This window comes from Bacteroides sp. NGMCC 1.200775 (assembly GCF_040798045.1).
Taxonomy (GTDB): Bacteria; Bacteroidota; Bacteroidia; order Bacteroidales; family Bacteroidaceae; genus Bacteroides; species Bacteroides hominis.
In genome coordinates, this window is record NZ_JASCQK010000004.1 from 194,817 (window position 1) to 220,578 (window position 25,762).

Annotated in this window: 23 protein-coding genes and 1 tRNA gene; 16 read left to right on the top strand and 8 right to left on the bottom strand. The window is 44.3% G+C overall.

All coding sequences use genetic code 11. The features are described from left to right. Positions 1 to 120 precede the first annotated feature (120 nt). Positions 121 to 1,290 carry a mechanosensitive ion channel family protein gene (locus QK890_RS12525; protein ID WP_005780530.1) on the top strand — a complete coding sequence of 390 codons (1,170 nt, stop codon included), beginning with the start codon at positions 121 to 123 and terminating at the stop codon, positions 1,288 to 1,290. Here QK890_RS12525 and QK890_RS12530 read toward each other — a convergent pair. Both QK890_RS12530 and QK890_RS12535 read right to left on the bottom strand, forming a co-directional pair. Further along, on the bottom strand, positions 1,275 to 2,309 hold the full coding sequence (locus QK890_RS12530) for an endonuclease/exonuclease/phosphatase family protein (protein WP_032531690.1): 1,035 nt from the start codon (positions 2,307 to 2,309) through the stop codon (positions 1,275 to 1,277). The genes QK890_RS12525 and QK890_RS12530 overlap by 16 nt on opposite strands. A 100-nt stretch (positions 2,310 to 2,409) precedes the next feature. After that, positions 2,410 to 3,876 (bottom strand): aminoacyl-histidine dipeptidase, encoded by a 1,467-nt coding sequence (locus QK890_RS12535; RefSeq protein ID WP_005780526.1) that lies wholly within the window; start codon positions 3,874 to 3,876, stop codon positions 2,410 to 2,412. Between the two features lie 161 nt (positions 3,877 to 4,037). On the opposite strand from QK890_RS12535, the gene QK890_RS12540 reads away from it, so the two are divergent. The 5 genes from QK890_RS12540 to QK890_RS12560 all read left to right on the top strand — a co-directional run bounded on the left by QK890_RS12540 (position 4,038) and on the right by QK890_RS12560 (position 8,410). Next, positions 4,038 to 4,271, top strand: coding sequence for a hypothetical protein (locus tag QK890_RS12540; RefSeq protein ID WP_005807575.1), 234 nt, complete (start codon positions 4,038 to 4,040; stop codon positions 4,269 to 4,271). A 27-nt stretch (positions 4,272 to 4,298) separates the two neighbouring features. Next, the gene (locus QK890_RS12545; RefSeq protein WP_022011999.1) at positions 4,299 to 4,901 is read left to right on the top strand and encodes an OmpH family outer membrane protein; all 603 of its coding nucleotides are present in this window, start codon (positions 4,299 to 4,301) and stop codon (positions 4,899 to 4,901) included. 143 nt (positions 4,902 to 5,044) lie between these two features. After that, positions 5,045 to 5,944, top strand: coding sequence for a LytTR family DNA-binding domain-containing protein (locus QK890_RS12550; protein ID WP_032540100.1), 900 nt, complete (start codon positions 5,045 to 5,047; stop codon positions 5,942 to 5,944). A gap of 102 nt (positions 5,945 to 6,046) precedes the next feature. Beyond that, entirely contained in the window at positions 6,047 to 7,990 is a 1,944-nt protein-coding gene (locus tag QK890_RS12555) for a TonB-dependent siderophore receptor (RefSeq protein ID WP_032540099.1), read from the top strand. A gap of 12 nt (positions 7,991 to 8,002) precedes the next feature. Then, the gene (locus QK890_RS12560; protein ID WP_032540098.1) at positions 8,003 to 8,410 is read left to right on the top strand and encodes a DUF2141 domain-containing protein; all 408 of its coding nucleotides are present in this window, start codon (positions 8,003 to 8,005) and stop codon (positions 8,408 to 8,410) included. Positions 8,411 to 8,482: 72 nt separating this feature from the next. Here QK890_RS12560 and QK890_RS12565 read toward each other — a convergent pair whose 3' ends face one another. Then, positions 8,483 to 8,827 (bottom strand): hypothetical protein, encoded by a 345-nt coding sequence (locus tag QK890_RS12565; RefSeq protein ID WP_032540097.1) that lies wholly within the window; start codon positions 8,825 to 8,827, stop codon positions 8,483 to 8,485. Next, a complete protein-coding gene (locus tag QK890_RS12570; protein ID WP_005807565.1) occupies positions 8,824 to 9,126 on the bottom strand; it encodes a septum formation initiator family protein in 303 nt (100 codons plus the stop codon). The genes QK890_RS12565 and QK890_RS12570 overlap by 4 nt, the downstream gene beginning before the upstream one ends. A gap of 148 nt (positions 9,127 to 9,274) precedes the next feature. Here QK890_RS12570 and QK890_RS12575 point away from each other — a divergent pair, with 148 nt between their 5' ends. The 10 genes from QK890_RS12575 (at position 9,275) to QK890_RS12620 (ending at position 22,028) form a co-directional block, all read left to right on the top strand. Further along, entirely contained in the window at positions 9,275 to 11,119 is a 1,845-nt protein-coding gene (locus QK890_RS12575; protein WP_032531692.1) for a DNA polymerase III subunit gamma/tau, read from the top strand. A 100-nt stretch (positions 11,120 to 11,219) separates the two neighbouring features. Further along, a complete protein-coding gene (locus tag QK890_RS12580; RefSeq protein WP_032538082.1) occupies positions 11,220 to 12,200 on the top strand; it encodes a head GIN domain-containing protein in 981 nt (326 codons plus the stop codon). A 424-nt stretch (positions 12,201 to 12,624) separates the two neighbouring features. Continuing rightward, the gene (locus tag QK890_RS12585; protein WP_032538010.1) at positions 12,625 to 15,363 is read left to right on the top strand and encodes a carboxypeptidase-like regulatory domain-containing protein; all 2,739 of its coding nucleotides are present in this window, start codon (positions 12,625 to 12,627) and stop codon (positions 15,361 to 15,363) included. Between the two features lie 26 nt (positions 15,364 to 15,389). Further along, positions 15,390 to 16,604 (top strand): DUF4876 domain-containing protein, encoded by a 1,215-nt coding sequence (locus QK890_RS12590; RefSeq protein ID WP_005780509.1) that lies wholly within the window; start codon positions 15,390 to 15,392, stop codon positions 16,602 to 16,604. Positions 16,605 to 16,642: 38 nt separating this feature from the next. Next, a complete protein-coding gene (locus tag QK890_RS12595; RefSeq protein ID WP_005807553.1) occupies positions 16,643 to 18,193 on the top strand; it encodes a DUF6850 family outer membrane beta-barrel protein in 1,551 nt (516 codons plus the stop codon). 21 nt (positions 18,194 to 18,214) lie between these two features. Beyond that, positions 18,215 to 18,799: a hypothetical protein gene (locus QK890_RS12600; RefSeq protein WP_005807551.1), complete on the top strand. Its 585-nt coding sequence runs from the start codon at positions 18,215 to 18,217 to the stop codon at positions 18,797 to 18,799. Beyond that, complete coding sequence (locus tag QK890_RS12605) at positions 18,783 to 19,358, top strand: PepSY-associated TM helix domain-containing protein (RefSeq protein ID WP_005807549.1); 576 nt, start codon at positions 18,783 to 18,785, stop codon at positions 19,356 to 19,358. Before QK890_RS12600 ends, QK890_RS12605 begins: the two co-directional genes overlap by 17 nt. Before the next feature lie 27 nt (positions 19,359 to 19,385). Continuing rightward, positions 19,386 to 20,273: an ABC transporter ATP-binding protein gene (locus tag QK890_RS12610; RefSeq protein WP_005807547.1), complete on the top strand. Its 888-nt coding sequence runs from the start codon at positions 19,386 to 19,388 to the stop codon at positions 20,271 to 20,273. Between the two features lie 22 nt (positions 20,274 to 20,295). Further along, positions 20,296 to 20,967: a hypothetical protein gene (locus QK890_RS12615; RefSeq protein ID WP_005807545.1), complete on the top strand. Its 672-nt coding sequence runs from the start codon at positions 20,296 to 20,298 to the stop codon at positions 20,965 to 20,967. Between the two features lie 32 nt (positions 20,968 to 20,999). Beyond that, positions 21,000 to 22,028 carry a DUF4857 domain-containing protein gene (locus tag QK890_RS12620; protein ID WP_005807542.1) on the top strand — a complete coding sequence of 343 codons (1,029 nt, stop codon included), beginning with the start codon at positions 21,000 to 21,002 and terminating at the stop codon, positions 22,026 to 22,028. A 152-nt stretch (positions 22,029 to 22,180) separates the two neighbouring features. Here QK890_RS12620 and QK890_RS12625 read toward each other — a convergent pair. The 4 genes from QK890_RS12625 to QK890_RS12640 all read right to left on the bottom strand — a co-directional run bounded on the left by QK890_RS12625 (position 22,181) and on the right by QK890_RS12640 (position 25,537). Further along, positions 22,181 to 22,256, bottom strand: a tRNA-His gene (locus QK890_RS12625). Between the two features lie 78 nt (positions 22,257 to 22,334). Further along, positions 22,335 to 23,453 carry a CapA family protein gene (locus tag QK890_RS12630; protein ID WP_032535741.1) on the bottom strand — a complete coding sequence of 373 codons (1,119 nt, stop codon included), beginning with the start codon at positions 23,451 to 23,453 and terminating at the stop codon, positions 22,335 to 22,337. Between the two features lie 97 nt (positions 23,454 to 23,550). Beyond that, complete coding sequence (gene folD / locus QK890_RS12635) at positions 23,551 to 24,432, bottom strand: bifunctional methylenetetrahydrofolate dehydrogenase/methenyltetrahydrofolate cyclohydrolase FolD (protein ID WP_101603355.1); 882 nt, start codon at positions 24,430 to 24,432, stop codon at positions 23,551 to 23,553. A 19-nt stretch (positions 24,433 to 24,451) separates the two neighbouring features. Next, a complete protein-coding gene (locus tag QK890_RS12640; protein ID WP_269110005.1) occupies positions 24,452 to 25,537 on the bottom strand; it encodes a TlpA disulfide reductase family protein in 1,086 nt (361 codons plus the stop codon). Positions 25,538 to 25,762: the final 225 nt, after the last annotated feature.

The following is a 25,762-nucleotide window of genomic DNA, read 5'->3' on the forward strand; positions in this document are numbered from 1 at the left end:
TGAAGCTGGCTGTATTGAAAATACCGTTTTTCAATACAGCCTTTTTTATTTGGGCTAAACCTAAAGCCCATTCAGGTGTTATTTTGATAAAATGAACATGTTAAAATAAAGACGATAGTTATGATAGATTTAGGAAGTTGGATGAATAAGATCCTTATAGGTTGGGGAGTGGACCCGAAAATAGCGAATACCTTTGATGAAACGATTATTGCCATCCTGATGATTTTTATTGCGGTCGGACTGGATTATCTTTGCCAGGCCATTTTTGTGGGTGGAATAAAGCGTCTGGCACGGCGGACTCCTTATAAATGGGATACATTGATGGTCAAACATAAAGTGATTCACCACCTGATCCATATTCTGCCGGGTATTCTGATGTATATGCTTTTGCCTATGGCATTTGTACACGGAAAGACTTTGTTGCTGGTTTCGCAGAAAATTTGTGTTATCTATATGATCTTTGCCTTGTTACTGGCTCTCAACAGCAGTCTGTTGATGTTGCTGGATATACTCAATGGAAAAGAAAAGTTGAAGAATCGTCCGATGAAAGGCTTTATTCAGGTATTACAAGTTCTTGTTTTCTTTATTGGCGGCATTGTGATTGTCTCCATAATTGTCGATAAATCTCCTGCTACGCTGTTCGCCGGGTTGGGGGCTTCTGCCGCTATTCTGATGTTGGTCTTTAAAGATAGCATTCTGGGGTTTGTGGCAGGTATTCAGTTGTCTGCCAACGATATGATACGTCCCGGTGACTGGGTGACCATCCCTTCAACCAATGCAAACGGCATTGTGGAAGAGATTACATTGAATACCGTTAAGATTCAGAATTTCGATAATACTATTTCTACCGTTCCTCCCTATTCTTTGGTAAACGGTTCGTTCCAGAACTGGCGGGGAATGACGGAATCCGGGGGACGGCGGGTGATGAAGAGCATTTTTCTTGATCTGACAACTTTGAAGTTCTGCACCCCCGAAATGCTTGATACCTTTCGCAAAGAGATACCTCTGTTGGCAGACTATCAGCCGGAGGAAGGAGTGGTGCCTACAAATTCGCAAGTATTCAGGGTATACGTAGAACGTTATCTTTGCAGTTTGCCTGTGGTAAATCAGGATCTCGACCTGATTATCAGCCAGAAGGAAGCTACTGAATACGGGGTACCTATTCAGATTTATTTCTTTTCCCGTAACAAGGTTTGGAAAGAATATGAACGTATCCAATCCGATATTTTCGATCATTTTTTTGCTATGGTACCCAAGTTTGAACTGAAGGTATATCAATATTCGGATTGATTGGTTTCGAAATCGGTATATACAGGTAAGTGATCACTGTATCCTCCCTGGTATTTCATTCCGATGTAGGTGCGGAAAGGCTGCATGCCTCCGTATTTTTCATCTTTTATCAGAAGGAAAGGCAAACGCAGCACGCTTGCCTTTTTTTCTTCGGTAAAAAGTGTACCGGAAGTATCAAGCAGTGTACCGGATACAATCAGGTGATCCAGCAATCCCCATTCACCCTGATATTTATAGGAACCGAAGTTACGGTTCTTGGCTTTTCGCGCCAGTAAGTGGTACAGTTGTTTATGGTCAGGATTCTCTTCGGGAGAAAGGGCTTTCAGGACTTGTTTTACAGATTTGTCAGTGGGATAATCATTAAAATCTCCCATAATAATCAATTTGGCAGAACGGCGGACACACATTAGGCTGTCTGCCGCATTTTTCAGTTTTTGTGCCGCAAAAAGGCGATAAGGTTCTGATTGACGTGCTCCGCCCGAGCGGGAGGGTAGATGTGCCACTAATACATCCAGTGTATCACCTGTCAGCAATAATCCGCTGACGTGCAGGATATCCCTTGTCGGACGATGATTCTCAAAATTGCCGACAGGGATGGAAGAACAGGTAAGGAGTTTGAACCGGTCGCGTTGGTAAAGCAGTGCTACGTCGATACCGCGCTGGTCAGGAGAGTGTGTCATCACATAACGATAATCTGCCTCCTTAAGTGGAGAATAAAGCGTGAGATCGCGCATAACCGTATCATTTTCCACTTCACACAATCCTATCAATACCGGAAAGTTCCATTCTCCGACTGCTGCAAGAGTGCGGGCCACATTATCTATCTTCTTTTTATATCGGCTATAGCCCCAATGCCGGAGCGAATGGGGCAGAAACTCCCTGTCATTTTTGAGTGAATCGTGCCGGGTATCGAAGAAGTTTTCGGTATTCCAAAAGACGACACGAAAAGGAGGCTGATTTTGTGCAGAAAGAAAAAGTGAAGTGGAGGAAATCAGCAATAAAAAGAAAAGACGGAGCATAGATTTTAGTTCTCGTTTTGATTCACCACAGAGCACACAGATTTTTAATTTTAGAATTATCAAGTGAATTCTTCTTTGTGTCCTCTGTGGTGAAATTGATTTAGTTCTTTGCCGGAATATGTGCCAATACATCCAACAGATGCTTCCAGAATTTATCTACTGAAGGAATATGCATCCGTTCGTCCGGAGAGTGGACTCCTGTCAATGTAGGACCGAAGGAAATCATGTCCAATGCAGGATATTTATCAAGGAATAAACCACATTCCAGTCCGGCGTGAATTGCTTTCACTTTGGCATCTACACCGAACAGACGTTTATATGACTCTTCAGCTACTTTCAGGATTTCCGAGTCCGGATTGGGTTTCCATCCGGGATATCCGTCACCCCAAGTCACTTGCGCGCCTGCCAAAGTAAATACTGCACGTACAGTGTTGGCTACATCGTCGCGTGAAGAAAGAATGGAACTGCGCTGGCTGGTTTCGATACGGATAGTATTTTCCGGTTTCATCTTGACAGATGCCAGATTGGTCGATGTTTCCACCAGACCCGGGATGTCATGGCTCATGGCATAAACTCCGTGCGGGCAGGCATACAACGAAGTGATCAGGCGATAGGCTGTACTTGGGTCGATAGCCCAGTCACGACGAGGTTCCGTTTCAAGAAGAATACTCAGATCCGGTTCTATCTTATGAAGTTCGTCTTCTATTTCTGCAATAAAGACATTCAAGGCTGTGCGCACATCGTGCTTATAATGTTCCGGTACGGAGAATACAGCTGAAGCTTCACGCGGAATGGCATTTCGCAGGTTACCTCCGTTGAATTCGAAGAGGAAGAAGTCTTCCTGATAAGTATTCTGCATCAAGTACAGGAAGCGATTCAGAATCTTGTTGGCATTGCCGCGTCCCAGATGGATATCTCCACCGGAATGCCCGCCTTTCAGACCTTTCACGGTGATATGGAAGCAAAGGTGGCTGATGGGTGTCATCACCGTTTCGTATTTGAATTGGGCAACCGAGTCGATACCACCTGCACAACCGATGAAAAGTTCACCTTCATCTTCCGAGTCGAGGTTTAATAGGATTTCCCCGTTCATGAACCCCTCTTTCAGGGCAAAAGCACCGGTCAGACCTGTCTCTTCATCTACAGTGAACAGACATTCGAGAGGACCGTGCTCAATGCTGTCGTCGGCCAGAATGGCCAACTCAGTAGCTACACCGATACCGTTGTCAGCCCCCAGAGTTGTTCCTTTTGCCTTCATCCATTCCCCGTCAATCTCCGTTTCGATAGGGTCGGTCAGGAAGTCATGCTCCGTATCGTTATTCTTTTCGCACACCATGTCTACGTGTGATTGCAAGATCACTGTCTTCAGGTTTTCTTTACCCGGAGTAGCCGGCTTCTTGATAAGTACATTACCGGCTTCGTCCACTTTTGTCTCTAAATTATATTTTTCTCCGAACGCTTTTAAATAAGCGATTATCTTTTCTTCCTTCTTTGAAGGACGGGGCACCTGGCAGATTTCGTTGAAGAAGTGAAATACGCCGGCCGGTTTCAGTTCTGATTTTTCCATTCTCTTTTCTTTTTATGGAATTAAAAATTCAATTTTAACCCCTTATTGCTAAATATGGTTAATTTGCTTGCAAATTTTGAACCCGTTTCTCTTTTTTTATGGTAAAAAAGGAGGCTTAGTCAGTACAAAAGTCTATATTTGCACCCACAAAATTAATAGAAATGCTCTATACAATACTGATAACTCTGTTAATAGTTGCTATTTGCCTTGGTTTATTAGGCATAAAAGTCTTCTTTACAAAAGGCGGAAAATTTCCCAACGGGCACGTCAGCGGCAATAAAGCGTTAAGGGAGAGAGGCATAAGTTGTGCACAGTCTCAAGATCGGGAAGCACAAAAGAAACGGCGCTTTTCTATTGATGAAATTGAGAAAACCTTAAACGATAGTATGAACTAATTAATTAAAAAACTATATTTTACAAGTATGAAGAGAATGAATTACCTCATTAACGGATTTGCTGCTCTTGCATTCCTCTTTCTTTTTTCACAATGCGCTGGTAAAGCCGACAATGCTGCTCCCGCTGCTTCCGGAAATGCAAATGGCACTTCTGGTCTGAAAATCGCTTATGTAGAAGTAGATACATTGTTGTCTCAATATAATTTCTGCAAAGATCTGAATGCTGATATGATCAGTAAGGAAGAGAACAGCCGTATGGTATTAAATCAAAAAGCTAACGAACTGCGTAAATCACAGCAGGAATTCCAGAAAAAATATGAAAGCAATGCTTTTATTTCTCAGGAAAGAGCACAACAGGAATATGCACGCTTAGGTAAATTGGAGCAGGATTTGCAGGCATTGCAAAACAAACTGGCTACCGAAATGGCATCTGAAAATGCTAAAAACAGCCAGATTCTGCGTGACTCTATCAATGCTTTCCTGAAAGAATACAATAAGACTAAAGGTTATAACCTGATTATCAGCAATACCAGTTTTGATAATCTGTTGTATGCCGACAGCACACTGAACATCACAAAAGAAATTGTAGACGGACTTAACGCAAGATATGCTCCTGTGGGTAAGAAGTAAAATCCGGTTTATCATATTATGAAATAGGAGAGGCAATTCTGAAGAGGATTGCCTCTTTTTGTCTTTAAGATTATCTCTCGATTTATAGCTGTCCGTTCGATATTTTATATTATTTTGCAACAAGAGTGAAAAACAGAATACAAATGAGAAATCATTGGAGTGAAAAAATACGAAGATACCTGCAAAGTCCTTATCCGGTTGTGTATCAAAGATGGAAGGTGGTATTGATTTCTTCGTTGGTCGTATTCCTTATATTACTGGTTTTACAGCCTTTCGGAATATCGGGCATTGAGGGGCATAAGTTTTGGATACTTTTGGGCTTTATGGGTGTGACAGCAGTATTTCTGAGCATCCCCGTGTATCTTTTTGCCTGTCTGTTTCCGGAGTTTTACAAAGAAGAGGGGTGGACTGTATGGAAACAGATAGTCAATCTGTTGATGGTAATCTTATTTATTGCTGTCGGTAACTGGCTTTATTCAACATTTGTTTTTGGCTGGGGGCTGCGTTGGGATGTCTTTTGTGTTTTTGCATTGTTCACTTTGGTTATCGGACTTTTCCCTACAGTACTTTTCATTTTATTGAATCAAAACAGGTTGTTGGCTATCCATTTAGAGGAAGCGACGGAGATGAACCTCCATTTACAGCGGCCAGTATCTGCGACGGAATCTATAGAAACAACTGAAATAGTTTCTTTGCTTTCGTTCCAGGGCGGTACCAGGGAATCTTTGGAATTGGACTCTAAGGACTTGTTGTATATAGAGTCCGATGGAAACTATATCCGGGTGAACTATCAGAAAGGAGGCAGAAATATGCAGTGTCTGTTGCGGACGACCATGAAGCAGGCGGAGGAAGTAACCGGTGGGTCTCCGTTGGTGGTGAAGTGCCACCGTGCTTTTTTGGTCAATCTCCGTAAGGTGGTAAAGGTTAGTGGAAACTCACAGGGCTACCGTTTGCTTTTGGAAGGTTGTCCGGAAGAGATACCTGTATCACGGGCCTATTCCAAACAGGTTAAAGAGCTGATGGAAACTATAGTCGGCAAATAACCGTTGGTCACAAAAAGATGCAGTTCGTCACATAGGACGAGCTGCTTGTCACATATCCGGGCTGTCTGTCCCGGATATTTTTTTGCTTGGAACCGATCCTTTATGTTTGCCGGTGAAAATGTTAGCAAACAGACCACAATGAAGAGATTCTATGTAACAGTGATTGGAAGCTTGATGCTTCTCCCGGTTTCACTCGTAGCCCAAAACGTAACTACGGATACCATTTTTTTCACGACTTTAGGTGATAGTATATTGTTGGACGAGGTAGTCGTCAAAGCACATAAAACTCCCAGGGCTAACAGCCGCTGGAGCGATTTGCGACCGGTCGATCTGGTAACGGTAGGAGGAGCTAACGGAGATTTATATCGGGCTTTGCAAACCCTTCCGGGGGCTCAAATTCAGGGTGAAAGCGGTCGTCTGCTGGTGCGTGGCGGGAGCAGTAACGAAACACAGACCTATATAGACGGCATGCATGTGTTGAATCCTTATACTACAACCGGAGCGGATACTCCTGCACGAGGACGCTATTCCACTTTTATGTTCAGTGGTGTCAATCTGGCTTCCGGCGGACAGTCACAGGAGTATGGAGAGGCCTTGTCTGCTGTACTTCCTCTGGAAACCAAGGACCATAGTACGGTCAATAAACTGGGAATGAATGTTTCTACCGTCGGGTTGGGAGGAGGTGGTACGCGGGTTTTCGGGCACTCTTCACTTTCGCTGAATCTCGATTATCAGAATCTGTCACCTTATTATCGGGTTTATCCTTCCCGGACTGATTTCAAGCAGCCATACGGTATGTTTTCCGGTGCTGCCCAATATCGGTACACGCCGGATGAAAGGACTGTATTCAAATTATATGCAGGGTATGACCGTACTTCCTTTTCGAATTATGCAGATGCAGACCGTCATCTCTTCGGTTTGGGTGAAAACAATGTTTATCTGAACACTACCTTCCGCAAACGTGCCGCTTCCGGTTGGAATTGGTTTTTCGGGGCTGCGTATTCTTTTTATGACCGGCGAGTGGGAGGTGCAGTGACAGGCGGGGATGCATGGAGTGAGCGGCAGCAGGAACTTCATTTGAAAGTCAGGTCCTTCCGGCAATTTACTCCTTGGCTACGTCTGGACGCGGGAGTTGAAACTTTTATCCGGTCATATCGGGATTATTATCGGTTTGAGTTGCTCTATGATGAAAACCGTATGTACCCCACGATCTGTGCAGGATTTCTTTCGTCCATTTTTTATCTGTCGGAACACTTCAAAACAGAACTGTCTTTCCGTCCGGAGTATGTTTCATTGAACCGGCGGATGAACTGGTCTCCCAGAGCTGCTGTCAATTATGCGTGGAATCGTTTGTCAATCTCGGTTGTGGCAGGACAATACACTCAATTACCGGAAAATAAATACCTGATAAAAAACACTGCTTTGCCCTCTAATATCTGTAGGCAGACTCTCTTCAGTCTCCAATACGAACAGAGCGGGCGATTTTACAAAGCGGAGTTTTATTACAAAAATTATAAAAGGCTGGAATTGTCTGTTCCCCAAGGTATGGTTCCCGATGGATACGGACATAGTAAAGGCATTGACCTATATTTTTGTGACAATGCCCTATGGAAGAATTTTGAATACCGTTTGTCCTATTCTTATAATCTTTCAAAACGGAAATACCGGGAATATACTGAACTGACCGTTCCGCAATACGCTACCCGTCATAATGTGTCATTGGTACTGAAATACAGTGTTCCCCGTCTGCGAACCATCTTCAGCGTGACCGACCGGTTGGCAAGTGGGCGTCCTTATCATAATCCGGAGCTGCCGGGGTTGATGAATGATGAAGTAAAACCCTGCCATTCTCTCGATTTGGGTATCACTGTGCTGGCGAGTAAGAAGGTTATCGTACATGCCTCTGCCACTAATCTGACGGGGCGTAAAAACGAATATGGACGGATTAACGGACAGGCCGTCCGTGCTTCCAGTGACCGTTTCTTCTATCTGGGAGTTTATATCACTTTAGGTAAGAAAGTAGCTTATGATGTTTCTAATTTTTAAATATTTACCATTATGAAGACAATGATTATTTTGCTGTTTGCAGTACTAACGAGTGTGTCCGTAGCGGGTCAGAATCTGACATTGATTGTCAAAGACGTGGAGCATGTGGACGGATCTGTTTACGTGGCTATCTACTCTTCCAAACAGACCTTTATGAAGAAGCCTGTTTTCGGTTTTCGAGTAGGAGTGAAGGACCGGACGATAGAGATACCCTGTAAGGGAATTCCTGCCGGTACTTATGCCATTTCCCTCTTTCAGGATGAAAATGAAAACGGGAAGTTGGATACCGGTGCATTCGGGCGTCCTTTGGAAAAGTTCGGGTTCAGCAATGATGCGGAAGGAGTCTTGGGAGCTCCTTCGTTTGAAAAATGCTGTTTTGAACTCAAACGGGACACTACGATGGTTATTCATTTAAAGTAGTGTATCATTCGGTTTCAATTGCTGATGCACGTGAAAGGTAGAGAGGAAACTTTGAAAAAGGGGAGCTCTTTTTTATTTAGAGAGCTCTTTCTCCTCTTCCTGCGGAATGCGAAAAGCTGTATAAAGTTCCAATATAGCTGCTATGGTGAGGCAGGCAATCCATTCGTTGCCGCGTGTGGTGAACATGAATGCACCTGTCAGTATCAATGCCAGTGCGCCGAATATCTGCTGAATGCGCAGGCGGCGGAGCGTTTTGTTTTTTGCCCGGAGCGGAGTGTTGACCTGGGCCAATGCCACAAAGCCTGCCCCGATGGTATATATATAAGGTGCATACACCCATCCGGTGATAAAGACGGCGGCTCCTACGAGAGCCATCACGGCGCCTACGGCGAAAAGTGCGGGTATCAGTTGTTTCATTCGTTCTCGTCAAATACGTAAATGTCTTCGTTGGGCTTTTTCATCAGATATTTTTCGCGCGCTATCTGTTCGATGGCTTCAGGATTGGTGCTCAACTCGTTGAGGCGCTCCGTGTTTTCTTCATACTCTGCGCGGTATTTATCAATCTCTCCCTGCAAGCGGCTGATTTCGCGTGCATAGCCGATGCGGCGGATCATACTGTTTTCGTCCAAAAAGCCGATGATGACTCCGAATGCCAGGACGGTGATCCAGTATTTATGTCTGCCTATAAACTCCCAGATTGTGATTAATTTGCCCATGATTTTCTCATTAATTCCAAATGCAAAGATAAAACTAATAACTTAAAACGTAGCATTTCCGCTCTAAAACTTATTCCGCTTCCTTTTTTCTCCTTGCACTTTTTTGCGTACATTTGCACAAACTCAAAAAACAGAGATCATCCGGAATATGGAAAACTATATCGTATCCGCCCGTAAGTATCGTCCTTCCACCTTTGAGTCGGTCGTGGGGCAACGGGCACTGACCACTACACTGAAAAATGCTATCGCCACCCAGAAACTGGCGCATGCTTATCTGTTCTGCGGACCGCGCGGAGTGGGTAAAACTACTTGTGCACGTATCTTTGCCAAGACCATCAACTGTATGAATCTTACGGCAGATGGCGAAGCCTGCAACGAATGTGAGTCGTGTGTCGCTTTCAACGAGCAACGCTCGTACAACATTCATGAACTGGATGCGGCGTCCAACAACTCGGTAGACGATATTCGCCAACTGGTGGAACAGGTGCGTATTCCGCCACAGATAGGTAAGTATAAAGTGTATATCATTGACGAGGTACACATGCTGTCGGCCTCGGCTTTCAACGCCTTCCTGAAGACATTGGAAGAACCTCCCCGCCATGCCATTTTCATTTTGGCTACAACGGAGAAGCATAAAATCCTTCCTACCATTTTGTCGCGTTGTCAGATTTACGATTTTAACCGTATCAGTGTGGATGATACCGTGAATCATCTGTCTTATGTGGCATCGAAAGAAGGAATCACGGCCGAACCTGAAGCCTTGAACGTGATTGCGCTCAAAGCCGATGGAGGTATGCGTGATGCACTTTCCATTTTCGATCAGGTAGTAAGTTTCACCGGAGGTAATATCACCTACAAGAGTGTGATTGAGAATCTTAATGTGCTGGATTATGAATACTATTTCCGCCTGACAGACTGCTTCCTTGAAAATAAGGTAAGTGATGCTTTACTATTGTTCAACGATGTACTGAACAAAGGATTCGACGGTAGCCATTTCATCACCGGACTTTCATCACACTTCCGTGATTTGTTGGTGAGTAAAGATGCTGCTACACTCCAGTTGCTTGAGGTAGGTGCCAGTATCCGCCAACGTTATCAGGAGCAGGCACAGAAGTGCACATTGCCGTTCCTGTACCGGGCCATGAAACTTTGCAATGATTGTGATATGAACTATCGTGCCAGCAAAAATAAACGTCTGTTGGTGGAACTGACCTTGATACAGGTTGCTCAGCTTACCGTTGAGGGGGATGACGGCAGTGGTGGGCGTGGCCCTAAACAAGCCATAAAACCCGTCTTCACGCAACCCGCCGCTGCACAGCAGCCTCAGGTAGCACCTGCCGCTTCGCAATCTCAGAGTACGAATGTCGCTGCACCTGCTGCTCCGCAGGTTGCGCCCCAGCAAGCTACTGCCTCTCCGGCTGTCAACATACGTCCGGGCGGAGCGGTTTCTCCACCGGGAGCTATGCCCGATGCGGTACGGATGGCACAGTTTAAAGAAGAAAAGAAGATTCCTGTGATGAAGAAATCCAGTCTCGGACTTTCCATCAAGCATCCTCAGAAGGAGGAAGAGCAGCAGGGATCGGGAGCGGTCCATACTGTCCAGGCGCAGACACAGCAGATTGAAGAAGATTTCATCTTCAATGAACGCGATTTGAATTATTACTGGCAGGAATACGCCGGACGTATGCCGATAGAACAGAAAGCGATTGCCATGCGTATGCAGAACATGCGTCTGTCATTGCTCAATGATACGACTTTTGAGGTGGTGGTAGACAATGAAATCATTGCGAAAGATTTCACGGCACTGATTCCCAACATACAAGCATATTTGCGTGGTTCATTAAAGAACCGCAAAGTGACAATGACCGTTCGTGTCAGCGAAGCGACGGAGAATGTACGTGCCGTCAGCCGTGTGGAAAAGTTCCAGATGATGGCACAAAAGAACAGCGCATTGTTGCAACTGAAGGAAGAGTTCGGTTTGGAACTGTATTAAGGAAAGCAACCATCCGTTTTTTTGCAAGAAATACAGGTTTCTGTGCAACGTTCCGGATACTTGTTACGTCTAATAGCTATAATCAAAAAATAGAATGAATATGAAAACAATTCGTAAGAGAGGGATCAGTGCATTTCTTTTTCTGTCTTTGTTGATGTCGGCAACGTTGGTAAGTGCCCAAGGAGCGATTGTGGCAAGTGGTAAATACATAACGAAGAACGTTAAAGTGTCGGGATTCGATCGGATTCAGCTGAAAGGAAGTCCGACCATTGAATACACACAGTCGTCGGGAGGAACCAAGGTTCAGGTTACAGGATCGGACAATCTGGTCGATTTGATAGAATGCCGGGTAGAAGGAAGTACGCTGATAGTGAATATGAAGCCACATACTAATATTTCTTATGGTAAAGCGGGACGGCTGAAAGTCCTGGTTTCCAGTCCGTCTTTAAGAAGTGTTTTCCTTCAGGGGTCGGGCGATATCTATTTAGGTAATCTGAAGGCAGAAGAACTTGAGGTATCATTGGCCGGTTCGGGAGACATCGTTGCGGGAGATGTAACATGCAATGGTGATTTTTCTGCTTTGTTGAAAGGTTCCGGAGATATTGATGTGAAAGGACAGATTCGTGCTAAAAGTGTGAGTCTGACTTTGCAGGGTTCGGGTGACTTGAATGTTGTCGGTGTTACCGGGAGCGAAATCAGTGCAATGCTTCAGGGATCAGGTGATCTGAAAGTAAGAAGTGCTTATACCACATCGACCGTAACGGCAAAATTGAGCGGATCGGGTGATATGGATGTATTGGGTATCCGTGCCAATAATGTAGCTGCACAATTGGCCGGTTCGGGTGATATGACTCTGTCCGGTTCTACCCGCGATGCCACACTGGTGCTGAGCAGGTCGGGAGAACTTAATGCGCGTAAGTTGGATGCAGAGAATGTAACAGCCCGTGTCAACGGTTCCGGAGATATTACCTGTGTAGCTACAAAGACACTTGTGACTAATATTCAAGGAAGCGGTGAAGTTTCATACAAAGGAAATCCGAGTGTGCGGTCGACAGGTAAGAATCACCTGAACAGACTTTAAACACTTTGTATCCTACCTGTCGGGTAGAATACACGAAACGCCCCTTAACAATATATGTTATTCCGATTACATATATTGTTAAGGGGCGTTTCATATATTGTTATTTCATAGGGGTATATATTGGATCAAGCTTCCTGTGAGGTAAGCCGAAATAGGAACGTCCCGCATTTGACCGGATGTTATCTATATATAAACGTGTTTGGAGGAAGATTAGGACAGTAAATAAAAATGAGTCATAACTAATACCAGAATGGTAATCCTGTAATGGAAGGATTTCATCAAAAGTGATTTTGCATTGATAAAGATTAGGAAAAACACCCAAATATAGGTATTGTATTTGCATATAGATACAATATTATACCTAAATTTTGGTATTGTTCCCGCTTTAGGTATATTGTACTTTTGCGAGCTAATAGAAGGTGAGATGATTCGTAAAATTGCATATATACTTTTTTTATTTATAATTTGCTGTAATGTGTCTCGTGCGTGGGGGCAGACGTTTGTATTCCGGGGTACTGTATTGGATGAACAAACTCATAAAGCATTGGATTATGCCACCATTCAGTTGTTTGTGGAGAAACAGTTTGCTTATGGCGGAATAACAGATGCAAACGGACATTTTGAACTTCTTCATATCAAGCCCGGGACCTATCGGATCGTCGTATCTTATTTAGGGTATGATTCTACCGAAAAAGAGATTAAAGTGCTTGGAAATACTTCAGAAATCTTTCATTTAAAGCCCTCAAACATGGCGTTGAACGAAGTGGTAGTGACTGCTTCCGAATCAAAGCGTGCTACCAGTGCTTCCATAGTCGACCGTACTGCCATGAAACATCTTCAACCCAGTAGTTTCAGTGATTTGATGGAACTGATACCCGGAGGAAAATCGGCTGATCCTCAGATGGGACAGGCCAATCTGATTCGTATACGTGAAACGGGTAATACGGAAGATATCTCTTCATTGGGAGTTGGATTTTACATTGATGGTATTTTTCAGAATACGGATGCCAATCTGCAATATATGCCGAGTAGCACTTCTGCTGTAAATGCGACGAGTACGATGTCAAAGGGACTGGATATGCGTACCATTCCGACTGATAATATTGAAAAGGTGGAGATCATTCGTGGTATTCCCTCTGTAGCTTATGGTAACGTGGCAAACGGCGCTGTGATTATCCAGCGTAAAACCAGCGAAAGTCCGTTATCTGCACGCTTCAAGGCTGATAAGACCAGCAAACTGTTTTCAGTGGGCAAAGGATTCCGGTTGGACGGGAACGGACGTTATGTTTTGAATGCCGATTTGAGCTATCTGGATTCAAAAATAGATCCGCGCAACAGCGTGAAAAACTATACCCGTCTCACAGCCTCCACCCGTCTGGATGGAAAATGGTTATGGAATGAACGTAATATTCATTGGAATATCAGTACCGACTATACCGGATCGTTTGATGATGCGAAACGGGATAAAGATGCAACCGTAAAGGAGGACTCTTATAAATCAGACTTCAGTAGTTTGAAGATGGCAGGAAAATGGAACCTGAAATTCCCTAACCATTCGTGGATTCGTGAGATTAGCGCGGCAACTTCTGTCAGTTGGCAGTGGGAGAAGATGCGTGAAACGAAATCTGTGTCTCTGAATCGTCCGGCCGCTATTGCTACTCAGACAGAGACCGGAGAATCTGATGGCATCTATCTGCCTTATAATTATGTGGCGCAGATGGAAATTGACGGTAAACCTTTATATGTTACGGCTTCTGCCCGTACGCAATTGGCTTTTCCACTGGGGATGCTGCAAAATGCAATGAATATAGGGGTGGAATGGAATTATCAGAAGAATTTGGGAGAAGGCCAGGTATTCGATGTGACACGGCCCATCAGTGAAAGTTTGAGTACACGTCCGCGCCGTTTTAAGGACATACCGGGGCTGCAACCTTTCGCCTTCTATGCCGAGGAGGTGTTGAATCTTCCTGTAAATAGACATAAATTGGCTTTTACGGCCGGTATCCGCTTGCAGTCCTTATTGGGGCTGGACACTAAATATAAGATGCAGGGTAAGATATATCCCGATCTCCGTCTGGACTTGCAATGGAGTTTGCCGGTATCAAACGGATGGAATGTTGCCTTTTCGGGAGGTTTGGGCTGGATCAGCCGTATGCCGACCACCGCACAGCTATATCCGGATTTTAAGTATGTAGACTTGATCCAGCTGAATTATTACCATACCAACCCGGATTATCGCCGTATCAATATGATGACGTATAAATGGGATAATACAAACTATCAGTTGGAACCGGCACGTAACATGAAATGGGAAGTGCGGGCCGACGTCAGCTATAAGGGAAACCGTCTGTCGATGACTTATTTCCGCGAACGGATGAACAATGCTTTTGATGATATCACTTATTATAAATCATTGGCGTATAAGCTATATGATCCTGCAAGTATCGACGGCTCAGCTTTGACGGCTCCTCCCCAACTTTCTCAGTTGACTTATGCAAATGAATATAATCTGGATGTGTATTCCACACAAGGCAATGTAATGAAGGTGCGTAAAGAAGGAGTGGAGTTTCAGTTCGCTTCCAAACGAATCGAATCGCTCAAGACCCGCGTCACTATGTATGGAGCCTGGATAAAGACAGTTTATAATTCGGACTCTCCCAAATATAAGGCCTCTTCTATATTGTTGGACAACAAACAGTTGAAATATGTGGGGTTGTATAATGGGGACAACGGAACAGAAAGCCAGGCATTCAATACGAACTTTATGTTTGATACCTATATACAGCGTTTGGGACTTACTTTCTCCACGTCGGCACAATGCACTTGGTATACCAACAGACGGAACTTGTGGAATAACGGCGTGCCGGTAAGCTATATCGATCAATCCGGTGAAACGCATCCGTTTCGCGAAGAAGATAAAAACAATATTCAGTTACAGCATCTGGTGGAGAAATATTCAGCCACTTATTTTGAGCGTACTACTGTGCCTTTTTATATGGATATCAATCTGAAGGCGAGTAAACGGATCGGTAAGTATCTGAATCTGGCTTTTTATGTAAACCGGCTTTTGGGTATTTATCCTGATTATACGTTACGGGGCGTACTGCAACGGAGAACGTCCGAATCGCCTTATTTCGGTATGGAAATGAACTTGACTTTTTAGTAAATGAATAATAAAACAAAATAGAAATGAAGATGAAAAAGAATCAATTGACAATCGCAATCCTTTTTGCGACAATGCTGGGATTTACCGCATGTAGTGATGATGACAAAGTGAGCATATCCACTGTAGGTATTACCACTACTGTAGATACAACTATCGAGGGTCTGCAACTGACCGGTGGGACCTATACTTTTGAAAATGTAAATACATCTGTCAAGACAGACATTGCCTATCCGGCTCAAAGTATTGAATTGGCGGACGGGTTGTATAATGTAACTTTCATTGGTAAGGGAACTTACTCACAGAATGGAACTCCGGTGGAAGTCGATGTACAGGGAGTGCAACAGAATGTGGCCGTATCCGGAGGGTCATACAAGTTGGAACTGAAAGTTCATGTACTCAATACAGGTGACCCCGATTTTGTGATTGCCGAGATATTTATTCCCGGAACCTATAATGAAGCAGGCAAGCAATATAATGGCGACCAGTATGTACGTATCTATAATAACTCGGATAAAGTTTTGTATGCGGATGGATTGATATTTATGGAATCACAATTCCAAACTACCCAGAAATATCAGTCGGTAGATCCGGATATTATGAATGAAGCTATTGCGGTAGGCTCTGTTGTAGCGGTGCCGGGCAGCGGAACAGATTATCCGGTACAACCGGGAGAGTCCTTTATCCTTTGTGACAATGCGATCAATCATAAAGAGGCTAATCCGAATTCTATAGATTTAAGTAAAGCCAATTTTGAGTGGTATATTGAATCGAAGCAAGATGTGGATAATCCGGCTGTTCCCAATCTGGATGTTTATTATTGTTATTCCAAAACTATCTGGGTGTTGAATAAACAGGGAAATCGCGCCTATGCTATCGGCAGATTACCCAAAGGCATGACTAAAGAAAAGTATATTTCAGACTATGCATACAACTATACGTATATCATGCAAAATGGAACAGCCAGTAAACCGCAAAGCAAATATAAGTTCCCCAATGAGTGGGTGATTGATGCTGTAAATGTAGGTGCTTCCAATGAATGGCAGTGGAATGTTACCTCTACCGGGTTGGATATGGGGCATACTTATATCGGTGTGAACAATACCGTTGCAGAAAACATCGGAAAGTGCGTAATGCGTAAAGCTGCCTATAAGGATGGTGATCGGGAAGTATTGCAGGATACAAATAACTCTACCGTTGATTTCACACCTGCAGCTACTCCGAGCCTGTTTAACAAATAATTGAATCCATCCTATTGATATATAAATCTTTATTATTCATGATGCGAATCCGAATTATCATTACGTTGCTGATTGCTTTATTTGTGGAGAGTCGGCAGGAAGCCTTCGGGCAGACTGCCGACACACTCTCCCTGTCCGATAAGGTAATCCGTACCGCTTCATTCGCGACCGGATTTCGTGGTGAGGTATGGCGGAATCCGGCACTTTATTATTACTATACTCCGTATACATGGACAAGGCTGGACGTAAATGGAGCTTATCATGATAAAGGAAAAGCATCTTTGAAACAGGAAGGTGATAAGGATACCCGTATCGGGGTAGATGTCAACTCTTTCGTCATTCTTTCGGAACGTGATCGTGTATTCGGTTCAGCAGGATACAGGAGTGAGAAGCAGGAGAATGTGTTATGGAATGAAAATATAGACTGGAAACTGATCGCTCCTTACGTGACCGGTGATTCCATTGGCGGTTTCCTGAAAGGAGAAACTTATTATTTCAATGGAGGTTACGCCAGTGAGTCGGGTTCCTGGACGTGGGGAATCACCGGTGGTTACAGGGCGTCTCATAATTATCGGGATAAAGATCCGCGTCCGCGTAATACAGCTTCCGATCTCTCTTTTGCTTTGGGAGCAGGATATCGTCTGGGGACATATCGTTTGGGAGTTTCCGCAGATTTCCGGCTTTATCAACAGAAAAGTGAGATTTCATTCCTTGCAGATAAAGGTTCCACTTCGGTATACCATATGTTGGGATTGGGCATGGATTATGTACGTTTTGCCGGAAACCAGACCGGAACGAAGCATCAAGGCACCCGGTGGGGAGGAAGCATAGGCATTCTGCCGGCTGATACGGAGAAGGGGATATCGGCCACAGTCTCAATTGACCGTATGTCGATGGACAAGAAATTGAGCAATGCCAATAATCTCACTTTGCTGGAATTGAATACGACTGATTTGAAAGGGAACGTGACTTGGATGCGGGAACTTCAGCAGGCAGAACATCTTGCAGTGAAACTGGATGCAGGCTATACAGTCCGTAAAGGAACGGAGAATATTTACGGAGAGGCGGGCGGAAGCTCCTATGGAGCATTAATCAGCACATCTCCGGGAATGAAGGTCACGAATAGTAGGATTGCCGTAAGTGGTTTGTGGGAGAAGCTTTTGACCGATAAAGGTGTATGGGGAGGAGCAATTGTTCCAAACATAATCTACCATCGGTTGGAGACGGATTACAACGCCGTATCCCGGTTTGTTCACCTGTCTGCTCTGGAGGGTTCTTTGCGTGCCCGTTTGCAGTATCAGAAGAGGCAGCTGCGATTGACCGCAGAAGCTAACGGTGGATATTATGCCAATTTATCGGCTGAATATTCTTTACCGGGATTGGAGGCCACGAAGTCGTCCGCCCAGACTTTGTTGGCGAATATTGACTATTTATCTGATAGCTATAGTATGGTAGGGATTCGTCTGCAAGGGGATTATCCTATCATGAAACAGTATAACCTGTCTTTGTCTGTTCAATGGCAGACTGCATATTATAAAAAATGCGGAACGGCCCAGTATGCCGCTTGTTCACTGGGCATCTTTTTCTGAAAAAATAAAAACAGTTAGCATATGAAAATTAAGTTTATGGTTGCTGCAACCTTAATGGCAGCTTTAGTAACTACTACTTCTTGTGGAAACAGTAACAAACAGAGTCAGTCCGAAAAAACGGAGCAGGCGGCTCCGGCGGCATTGAGCGTCGATAACCTGCTGGCGCATGCCGATTCACTGGCTAACCGGGAGGTGACTATAGAAGGAATCTGCACACATACCTGCAAGCACGGAGCTACAAAAATATTCCTGATGGGCAGTGATGATACTAAAACGATTCGTGTGGAAGCCGGACCTTTGGGTTCGTTTGACACCAAATGTATCAATGCCATTGTCACAGTGACCGGAACGTTAAAGGAACAGCGGGTAGATGAAGCTTACTTGCAAAACTGGGAAGCTAAACTGAAAGCCCAGACCGAAAAATCTCATGGAGAAACTGCTGCCGGATGTGATTCGGAAAAAAAAGCACGCGGCGAAACAGCCAACACTCCTGAAGCCCGTATTGCAGACTTTCGCGCAAAGATAGCAGAAAGAAAAGCTGCTACCGGAAAAGATTATCTGTCATTCTACTATATGGAAGCCAGTTCTTATGAGATCGCAGAATAAAGGTGCTGCATTCCGCAAATGGAGCCGGATTATCCACCGTGATCTGTCTTTCTTCTTTGCAGGAATGATTTTGATTTATGCTATTTCGGGTATCGTAATGAACCATAGGGATAGCATAAATCCCCATTATACAGTGACACGAACGGAATATAAAATAACAGAGGACCTGTCGGACAAGAATAAAGTCAATGAGAAGATGATTTTGGCTTTGTTGGAACCACTGGACGAAGCCGGAAATTTTACTAAATATTATTATCCGAAACCGGATCGGATTAAGGTTTTTCTGAAAGGAGGTTCAAGTCTGGTGATTAATACCCGGACAAAAGATGCTGTCTACGAGGGGGTGAAGCGCCGTCCGCTGATCTCTTCCATGGTACAACTCCATTTCAATCCGGGCAAGTGGTGGACTTGGTTTGCCGATGCCTTTGCTGTCTGTCTGATTATTATCACTGTCAGCGGTATGGTGATGATAAAAGGTCCTAAAGGATTGTGGGGCAGAGGGGGAGTCGAGTTGGTGGCCGGTATTCTGATTCCTATTCTTTTCCTGACGTGTTTCTAATAACAAACGAAAAATGATTTATAAAGCATGAGTGCAATTATAGAATGTAAGAACCTGACTCATTATTACGGTCAACGTAAAATTTATGAGAACTTGAGTTTTGAAGTACCTCAAGGGCGTATCTTGGGATTGTTGGGTAAAAATGGCACAGGGAAAACGACAACCATTAATATATTGAGCGGTTATCTTCAGCCACGTTCGGGCGAATGTCGCATCTTTGGTGAGAACATTCAGACCATGGACCCTGCTTTACGCAGGAATATCGGCTTATTGCTGGAAGGTCATGTTCAATATCAGTTTATGAATATCACACAGATAGAAAAGTTTTATGCTTCTTTTTATCCGGGACAATGGAAAAAGGAGGCTTATTATGACTTGATGAATAAACTGAAGGTAGCTCCGGGGCAACGTATCTCAAGAATGTCGAACGGACAGCGTTCGCAAGTGGCATTGGGACTGATCCTGGCACAAAATCCGGAGTTGTTGATTCTGGATGATTTCTCTTTAGGACTTGATCCGGGTTATCGCCGCCTTTTTGTGGATTATTTGCGTGACTATGCCCGTTCCGAGAACAAGACTGTTTTCCTGACTTCCCATATTATTCAGGATATGGAGCGGTTGATTGATGATTGTATTATTATGGATTATGGCTCTATCCTTATTCAACAACCTATTGAAACGTTGATGAAAGAGCTGAGAAGATATACTTGTACTGTACCCGAGGGTTATCAGCCTCAGTTGCCGGCAACTTGCTATCATCCGGCTGTCATCCGTCAGACCTTGGAGACGTATTCTTTTTTGCCTCCCATGGATGTGGAGAAACTATTGAAGGAAAGTCAAGTTCCCTTTACTGGTTTGCAGCACGAAAATGTAAGTCTGGAAGATGCCTTTATCGGCCTTACCGGAAAGTATTAATATGTAAATAAATAGAAGAAATATGATACAAGCCATATTTTATAAAGAGTGGATAAAAACGCGTTGGTATTTGTTGCTGGCAACTCTTTTTATGATAGGAATCACAGGATATTCCATGCTTCGTATTGGCCGCACCATTGCCATACAGGGAATCGATCATTTATGGGTGGTAATGGTTCAGAAGGATGCTATATTTATTGATTTGTTGCAATTTGTCCCTTTACTTATCGGTATTTTGCTTGCTGCCGTACAGTTTTTTCCCGAGATGCAACGTAAGTGTTTGAAACTTACTTTGCATTTGCCTTATTCACAGAAGAAGATGGTCATGTCGATGTTGGCCTATGGTGTACTTGCACTGGTAACCTGTTTTGCTATGAGTTTTATTATTATGGGAGTTTATCTGCCACAACATTTTACAAGTGAGTTGGTGCAGCGTATCTTATTATCTGCAGCTCCATGGTTCCTTGCCGGATTTGCCGGTTATTTGCTTGTTTCATGGATTTGCCTGGAGCCCACATGGAAACGCAGGGTTTTGAATCTGATTATTGCGGCATTGATTTTCCGTGTCTACTTTCTGGCTCCGGGAGCGGAGGCTTATAATAGTTTCTTGCCCTGGCTGACACTTTATACGCTGCTTATCGCTTCTCTTTCGTGGATTTCTGTGGTACGGTTCAAGGCCGGTAAGCAAGACTAACTGAATGTTTATTACTAAAAAATCAAACAAACATGATTCGATTCAGCAAAATATTTTTTTATGTTACTGTGGCTGTTCTGCTTGTATGGCAGTTGCCTTGGTGCTATGCTTTTCTCACACTGAAGCCTGTCAAAGCTCCTTTTACTATGTATAGTTCCGTACTTGGTGATTTTGTTATTACACAACTGGATGAGAATAAGCAACTTCACCGCTATGATACAAAAGGCAATACATATACACAGCAGCAGGTGGACAGTTTATTGCCTTCTCTCTATGTACGCCAGCTTACGGCGGACGAACGTTTCCCTGATACCATTTGTGGCAAGGCGGTTAGTCCGAAAGATATTCAATTGACAAACTTTACTTTCAAGAGTGTGCCGTCAGCCATCAATGCTCCCCAGACAGGACTTTATTTCCTGATGGAGTCCATGTCCAAACGGGTGGATTTAAAAATGCCCGAAGATGCATTCCGTTTTACCGATAAAGGTATGGAATTTATTCGTATGGAGACGAATCGTATAGATGAGGCGAAGAGCAAATTGTTTACGGATATGCTGGTTCAGAAAGGGTTTGCTTTTCCCGCAAGCTATGCTTCGGGCAATCCGACTACCCGTAAAGACTATGATGAGGGATATCTGGTTTTAGATGCCAACCATAAACTGTTCCATCTGAAGTGCACCAAGGGACGTCCGTATGTGAAAGCTATTCAGTTGCCTGAAGGAGTCTTGCCGGAATATGTGTTTATTACTGAGTTCCGTAGTCGCCGGACTTTGGGGTATATGGTTGATAGCAAGCATCATTTTTATGTTATCAATAGTGATGGAAGTTTGGTGAAATCAGCTCTCCCCGGTTTCGATCCGGCAAAAGATGAGTTGACCATCTTTGGAAATATGTTTGATTGGACTGTAAAGTTATCGACAAATAAAGATGATTATTACTATGCCCTGGATGCTACAGATTATTCACTGATTAAAGAACATGCCTATAAAGATATGCGTCGTTCTGTTCCGGGATTGTCCTTTACATCTCCTGATGATAAGTTTGTCATGCCGCGTTTTTAAATGCGGCATGATAAAATATATTTCATTTTAATGACTATATATTACTTTAGAGGCAGGGTCAAAGCCCTGCCTCTAAAGTAATATAATTTTCTGGAAAGCCTGATATATAACGAAGAAGAGGAAATTCATTATTGAATTTCCTCTTCTTCGTTGGGTGGAAGACCGGACTCGAACCGGCGACATTCAGAACCACAATCTGACGCTCTAACCAACTGAACTACATCCACCATGTTAGCATCTCTCTCAAATGCGATGCAAAGGTAGCGATTCTTTTTAAATCTGCAAACATTTCGCGAACTTTTTTCTTCAAAAAATGTATTCATTAATTCCGCGGTTATGCTTGCGGAAGAGTTCACGCGTGTCATTAATAAAGATTTTCAGGCGGTTACGTTCTTCTGCCGATAAAGAGTCTGTCGGAATACTTGCGGGATATAAAACGTAATTTTTCTTTTTGGAGAGTATGGGGCGTGCCGTCCATACCAGACCATATCCGCAATTACTGACAGATATGCCCGTGCTGTCTTTCATTAATTCGAGTTTAAATAGCAGTCCGCCGTCTGTTTTACGGGCAGACATGTTCGAAATAAAATTGCCTAAAGAGTAGAGGACTACATTCTGCCGACCGGTGAGGGTATCGGTCCGCAGCTCCATGGGTTGCACTACATGGGGGTGGGAACCGATCACATGGGTAACTCCTTGACTAAGTAGCCAGTCGGCCAGGGAGGTCTGCTCCTTATTGGGCAGTGACTGATATTCGATCCCCCAGTGCATGCAGGCAATCAATACATCCGGATGCAGAGCCTTAGCAGCTTCAATGTCCTGTGTCATGACAGCCTTGTCGATGTAGTTGACTATGTTTGGGGGAGAAACTTTAATGCCGTTGGTGCCGTATGTATAGTTGAGCAGGGCAATCCGAAAGCCGTTCTGTTCCAACAATAGTGGATAGCGTGAAGCACGGGCCGTACTGTCAGTGTAAGTTCCGGCATAAGGAATTTGTAGCGAATCCAGCATCAGGATAGTTCGTTCCAGCCCTTTTTTGCCCCGGTCGAGACAATGATTATTGGCGGTTATCAATACATCGAAGCCGGCGTCTTTTATGGCGGACAGATATTCGTCGGGAGCACTGAAAGCGGGATAACCCCGGTAAGGTTTTCCTCCGAGAGTTACCTCCAGGTTGCCGATGGCAATGTCTGCTTTACTGATTTCTTCTTTTACCAGTTTAAAGTAGTCCGTGTAGTCGTATCCCTTGGTGGTCCGGGCTGCATCTATCTGTGCCTGATGCTGCATTAAGTCGCCTGCAAAGAGGAGTGTAATCTTCTGCGCAGATATCGTATCGGGCGCCGGGACAGGGACGGGCTGTTCTTGTGCATTGCTGCTGCAAGATACAGAGCAGAAAAACAGGGAAAGAAGAATCAGATGTTTCATAAGCAACAGGTATTAAAGTTCTTTCTGAAGAATGTGTTCCACCTCTTTCGCTCTCCGTTTCCTCTCACAGAAAAAGAGGAAACGGGGGCAGAGAGGATTATTGATAGATTGCTTTCTTGCCTGCCAGCAGAGTATTCTTCATCAGAGAGACGATGGTCATCGGGCCTACACCTCCCGGAACAGGGGTGATGTAGGAGCATTTCGGAGCTACCTCATCGAACTTCACGTCACCTGTCAGTTTAAAGCCCGATTTCTTGCTGGCATCGGGCACACGGGTAGTACCTACGTCGATTACTACAGCACCCTCTTTCACCATTTCCGCTTTCACGAAGTTGGGTTGTCCCAGTGCGGCGATGATGATATCCGCTTCCCGGCACTCTTTCACCAGATCTTTCGAACGGCTGTGGCATACGGTTACCGTTGCGTCTCCCGGATAGGCCTTCTGCATCATCAGTGCTGCCATCGGCTTACCGACAATGTTACTGCGTCCCAGTACGACGCATTTCTTACCCGAGGTCTCTATCTGATAACGTTTCAGCAGTTCGAGGATGCCGTTCGGGGTAGCTGATACGTAACAAGGCAGTCCGATAGACATACGTCCTACGTTGATCGGATGGAATCCGTCTACATCTTTGCGGTAGTCAATGGTTTCAATTACCTTTTGTTCCGAGATATGTTTCGGTAACGGAAGTTGTACGATGAATCCGTCTATATCTTCGTCATCATTCAGTTCACGTACTTTGGCGAGCAGTTCCTCTTCCGTAACGTCGCTTTCGTAACGAATCAGTGACGACTTGAATCCGCACACTTCGCAGGCTTTCACTTTGGCGGCTACATATGTTTCGCTGCCTCCGTCGTGTCCTACGAGGATGGCTGCCAGATGCGGGCGTTTGCCACCCCGGGCTACTATTTCTGCCACTTCGGCTGCAATCTCCTGTTTTACTTGTTCGGAGATGGCTTTTCCATCAATTAGAGTCATTTCTTATCTGTTTATTGGGTTATTTAATATTGAGTACTTCAGTCACTTTCTTTATCATGGCTTCACCCCTGAGGTCACGTGCGATGATTGTTCCGTCCGGTCCGAAGAGGATAATGAACGGGATGCCGTTAACGCCGTATAGGTCCATGGGTGTCATGCCGGTATCTATTATCTGCGGCCAGTTGATATTGAGTTCTTTGATTGCTTTTTTCGTGTGTTCCGGTTTATCCCAGACGGCTACTCCCAAAACTGTAAGTCCTTTATCTTTATATTCATTGTAGAGTTGGGCTACGTGAGGTGATTCGGCGCGGCAGGGCCCACACCAACTTGCCCAGAAATCTACCAATGTATATGTGCCTTTGCCCACATAGTCAGAGAGGGAGACTTCGGAGCCATCTACAGCCTTGCCGCTAAAATCGGTAAACTTCTGTCCTATGGCCGTGGCCTTCATTGCCTGGCATTGTTTTTCGATGCGCTTGTAGGTCTGGAGCGATTTCAACCAAGGACCGGCAGTAGCGAAAATGGGTTCCATTTCTTCGGGAGAAGCGGACATGATAAGACTTCTGATGGCGTATTCCCCTAATGCATTGTCCGGATTATTCATGAACAACTCTTTGTATAGCTGAGTGTAAGCTGCATGCCAGTAAGTTTGGCTATATTCTTTTTTAAGCCGGAGTTGTTCCGCTTTGTCTTTTGTTTGCTGTTCTATTTCTGAATGTTTGCTTTTCAGTGTGGCTACCATTTCAGATGTCCTATCGTGCATACGGGAGTATTCCTCGTTCATGGGTGTACCTTTCGGATCGTTATGGGTCCGTACATTGACTTGGATATTGCCGCCTTCGAGGATGAAGTTGGCATATTCTCTTCCTGCATCGATGCGGCAGAAATAGGGGGTATCTGCCTTTCCGGTGAATTTAAATTGCCCGTTTGCCACTTGCGTACTGTCTACTTTCATTCCGTCGTCGTAGCGGCTGATGTAGAGAGTCTGTCCGTTTAGAGTAGAGTCGTTTATCAACCCTTCTACCGTGTAGGAGTGTCCATTTTGTTGTGCGTTGACCATCCCGGCTACGGAAGCAAGCGCCAGAGTGAAGAGAATGTGTTTCATTGATTCAATGTTTTTATGGTATCGGACAAAAGTAATATCATTTACCATCTCCTGTTTTTTGTCAAGAGTAGCTTTATAGATTATTAACAGGAAGAGGGGAGTGAGCGAAAGCAGGGAGGTACTTTTCAGGATAGAGCCTCGGTCCGATACAAGTAGAGCCGGGGTTTTGCCGAAATGCAGTAAGCATTTGGAGGAAATGCAACCGGCATTCGGGAGTATAGCAAC

What these genes read in the sequence shown, in the direction of transcription:
- QK890_RS12525 (WP_005780530.1), top strand. Translation starts at nt 121, where the DNA reads ATGATAGATTTAGGAAGTTGGATGAATAAGATCCTTATAGGTTGGGGA.
- QK890_RS12530 (WP_032531690.1), bottom strand. Translation starts at nt 2,309, where the DNA reads ATGCTCCGTCTTTTCTTTTTATTGCTGATTTCCTCCACTTCACTTTTT.
- QK890_RS12535 (WP_005780526.1), bottom strand. Translation starts at nt 3,876, where the DNA reads ATGGAAAAATCAGAACTGAAACCGGCCGGCGTATTTCACTTCTTCAAC.
- QK890_RS12540 (WP_005807575.1), top strand. Translation starts at nt 4,038, where the DNA reads ATGCTCTATACAATACTGATAACTCTGTTAATAGTTGCTATTTGCCTT.
- QK890_RS12545 (WP_022011999.1), top strand. Translation starts at nt 4,299, where the DNA reads ATGAAGAGAATGAATTACCTCATTAACGGATTTGCTGCTCTTGCATTC.
- QK890_RS12550 (WP_032540100.1), top strand. Translation starts at nt 5,045, where the DNA reads ATGAGAAATCATTGGAGTGAAAAAATACGAAGATACCTGCAAAGTCCT.
- QK890_RS12555 (WP_032540099.1), top strand. Translation starts at nt 6,047, where the DNA reads ATGTTTGCCGGTGAAAATGTTAGCAAACAGACCACAATGAAGAGATTC.
- QK890_RS12560 (WP_032540098.1), top strand. Translation starts at nt 8,003, where the DNA reads ATGAAGACAATGATTATTTTGCTGTTTGCAGTACTAACGAGTGTGTCC.
- QK890_RS12565 (WP_032540097.1), bottom strand. Translation starts at nt 8,827, where the DNA reads ATGAAACAACTGATACCCGCACTTTTCGCCGTAGGCGCCGTGATGGCT.
- QK890_RS12570 (WP_005807565.1), bottom strand. Translation starts at nt 9,126, where the DNA reads ATGGGCAAATTAATCACAATCTGGGAGTTTATAGGCAGACATAAATAC.
- QK890_RS12575 (WP_032531692.1), top strand. Translation starts at nt 9,275, where the DNA reads ATGGAAAACTATATCGTATCCGCCCGTAAGTATCGTCCTTCCACCTTT.
- QK890_RS12580 (WP_032538082.1), top strand. Translation starts at nt 11,220, where the DNA reads ATGAAAACAATTCGTAAGAGAGGGATCAGTGCATTTCTTTTTCTGTCT.
- QK890_RS12585 (WP_032538010.1), top strand. Translation starts at nt 12,625, where the DNA reads ATGATTCGTAAAATTGCATATATACTTTTTTTATTTATAATTTGCTGT.
- QK890_RS12590 (WP_005780509.1), top strand. Translation starts at nt 15,390, where the DNA reads ATGAAGATGAAAAAGAATCAATTGACAATCGCAATCCTTTTTGCGACA.
- QK890_RS12595 (WP_005807553.1), top strand. Translation starts at nt 16,643, where the DNA reads ATGATGCGAATCCGAATTATCATTACGTTGCTGATTGCTTTATTTGTG.
- QK890_RS12600 (WP_005807551.1), top strand. Translation starts at nt 18,215, where the DNA reads ATGAAAATTAAGTTTATGGTTGCTGCAACCTTAATGGCAGCTTTAGTA.
- QK890_RS12605 (WP_005807549.1), top strand. Translation starts at nt 18,783, where the DNA reads ATGAGATCGCAGAATAAAGGTGCTGCATTCCGCAAATGGAGCCGGATT.
- QK890_RS12610 (WP_005807547.1), top strand. Translation starts at nt 19,386, where the DNA reads ATGAGTGCAATTATAGAATGTAAGAACCTGACTCATTATTACGGTCAA.
- QK890_RS12615 (WP_005807545.1), top strand. Translation starts at nt 20,296, where the DNA reads ATGATACAAGCCATATTTTATAAAGAGTGGATAAAAACGCGTTGGTAT.
- QK890_RS12620 (WP_005807542.1), top strand. Translation starts at nt 21,000, where the DNA reads ATGATTCGATTCAGCAAAATATTTTTTTATGTTACTGTGGCTGTTCTG.
- QK890_RS12630 (WP_032535741.1), bottom strand. Translation starts at nt 23,453, where the DNA reads ATGAAACATCTGATTCTTCTTTCCCTGTTTTTCTGCTCTGTATCTTGC.
- folD (WP_101603355.1), bottom strand. Translation starts at nt 24,432, where the DNA reads ATGACTCTAATTGATGGAAAAGCCATCTCCGAACAAGTAAAACAGGAG.
- QK890_RS12640 (WP_269110005.1), bottom strand. Translation starts at nt 25,537, where the DNA reads ATGAAACACATTCTCTTCACTCTGGCGCTTGCTTCCGTAGCCGGGATG.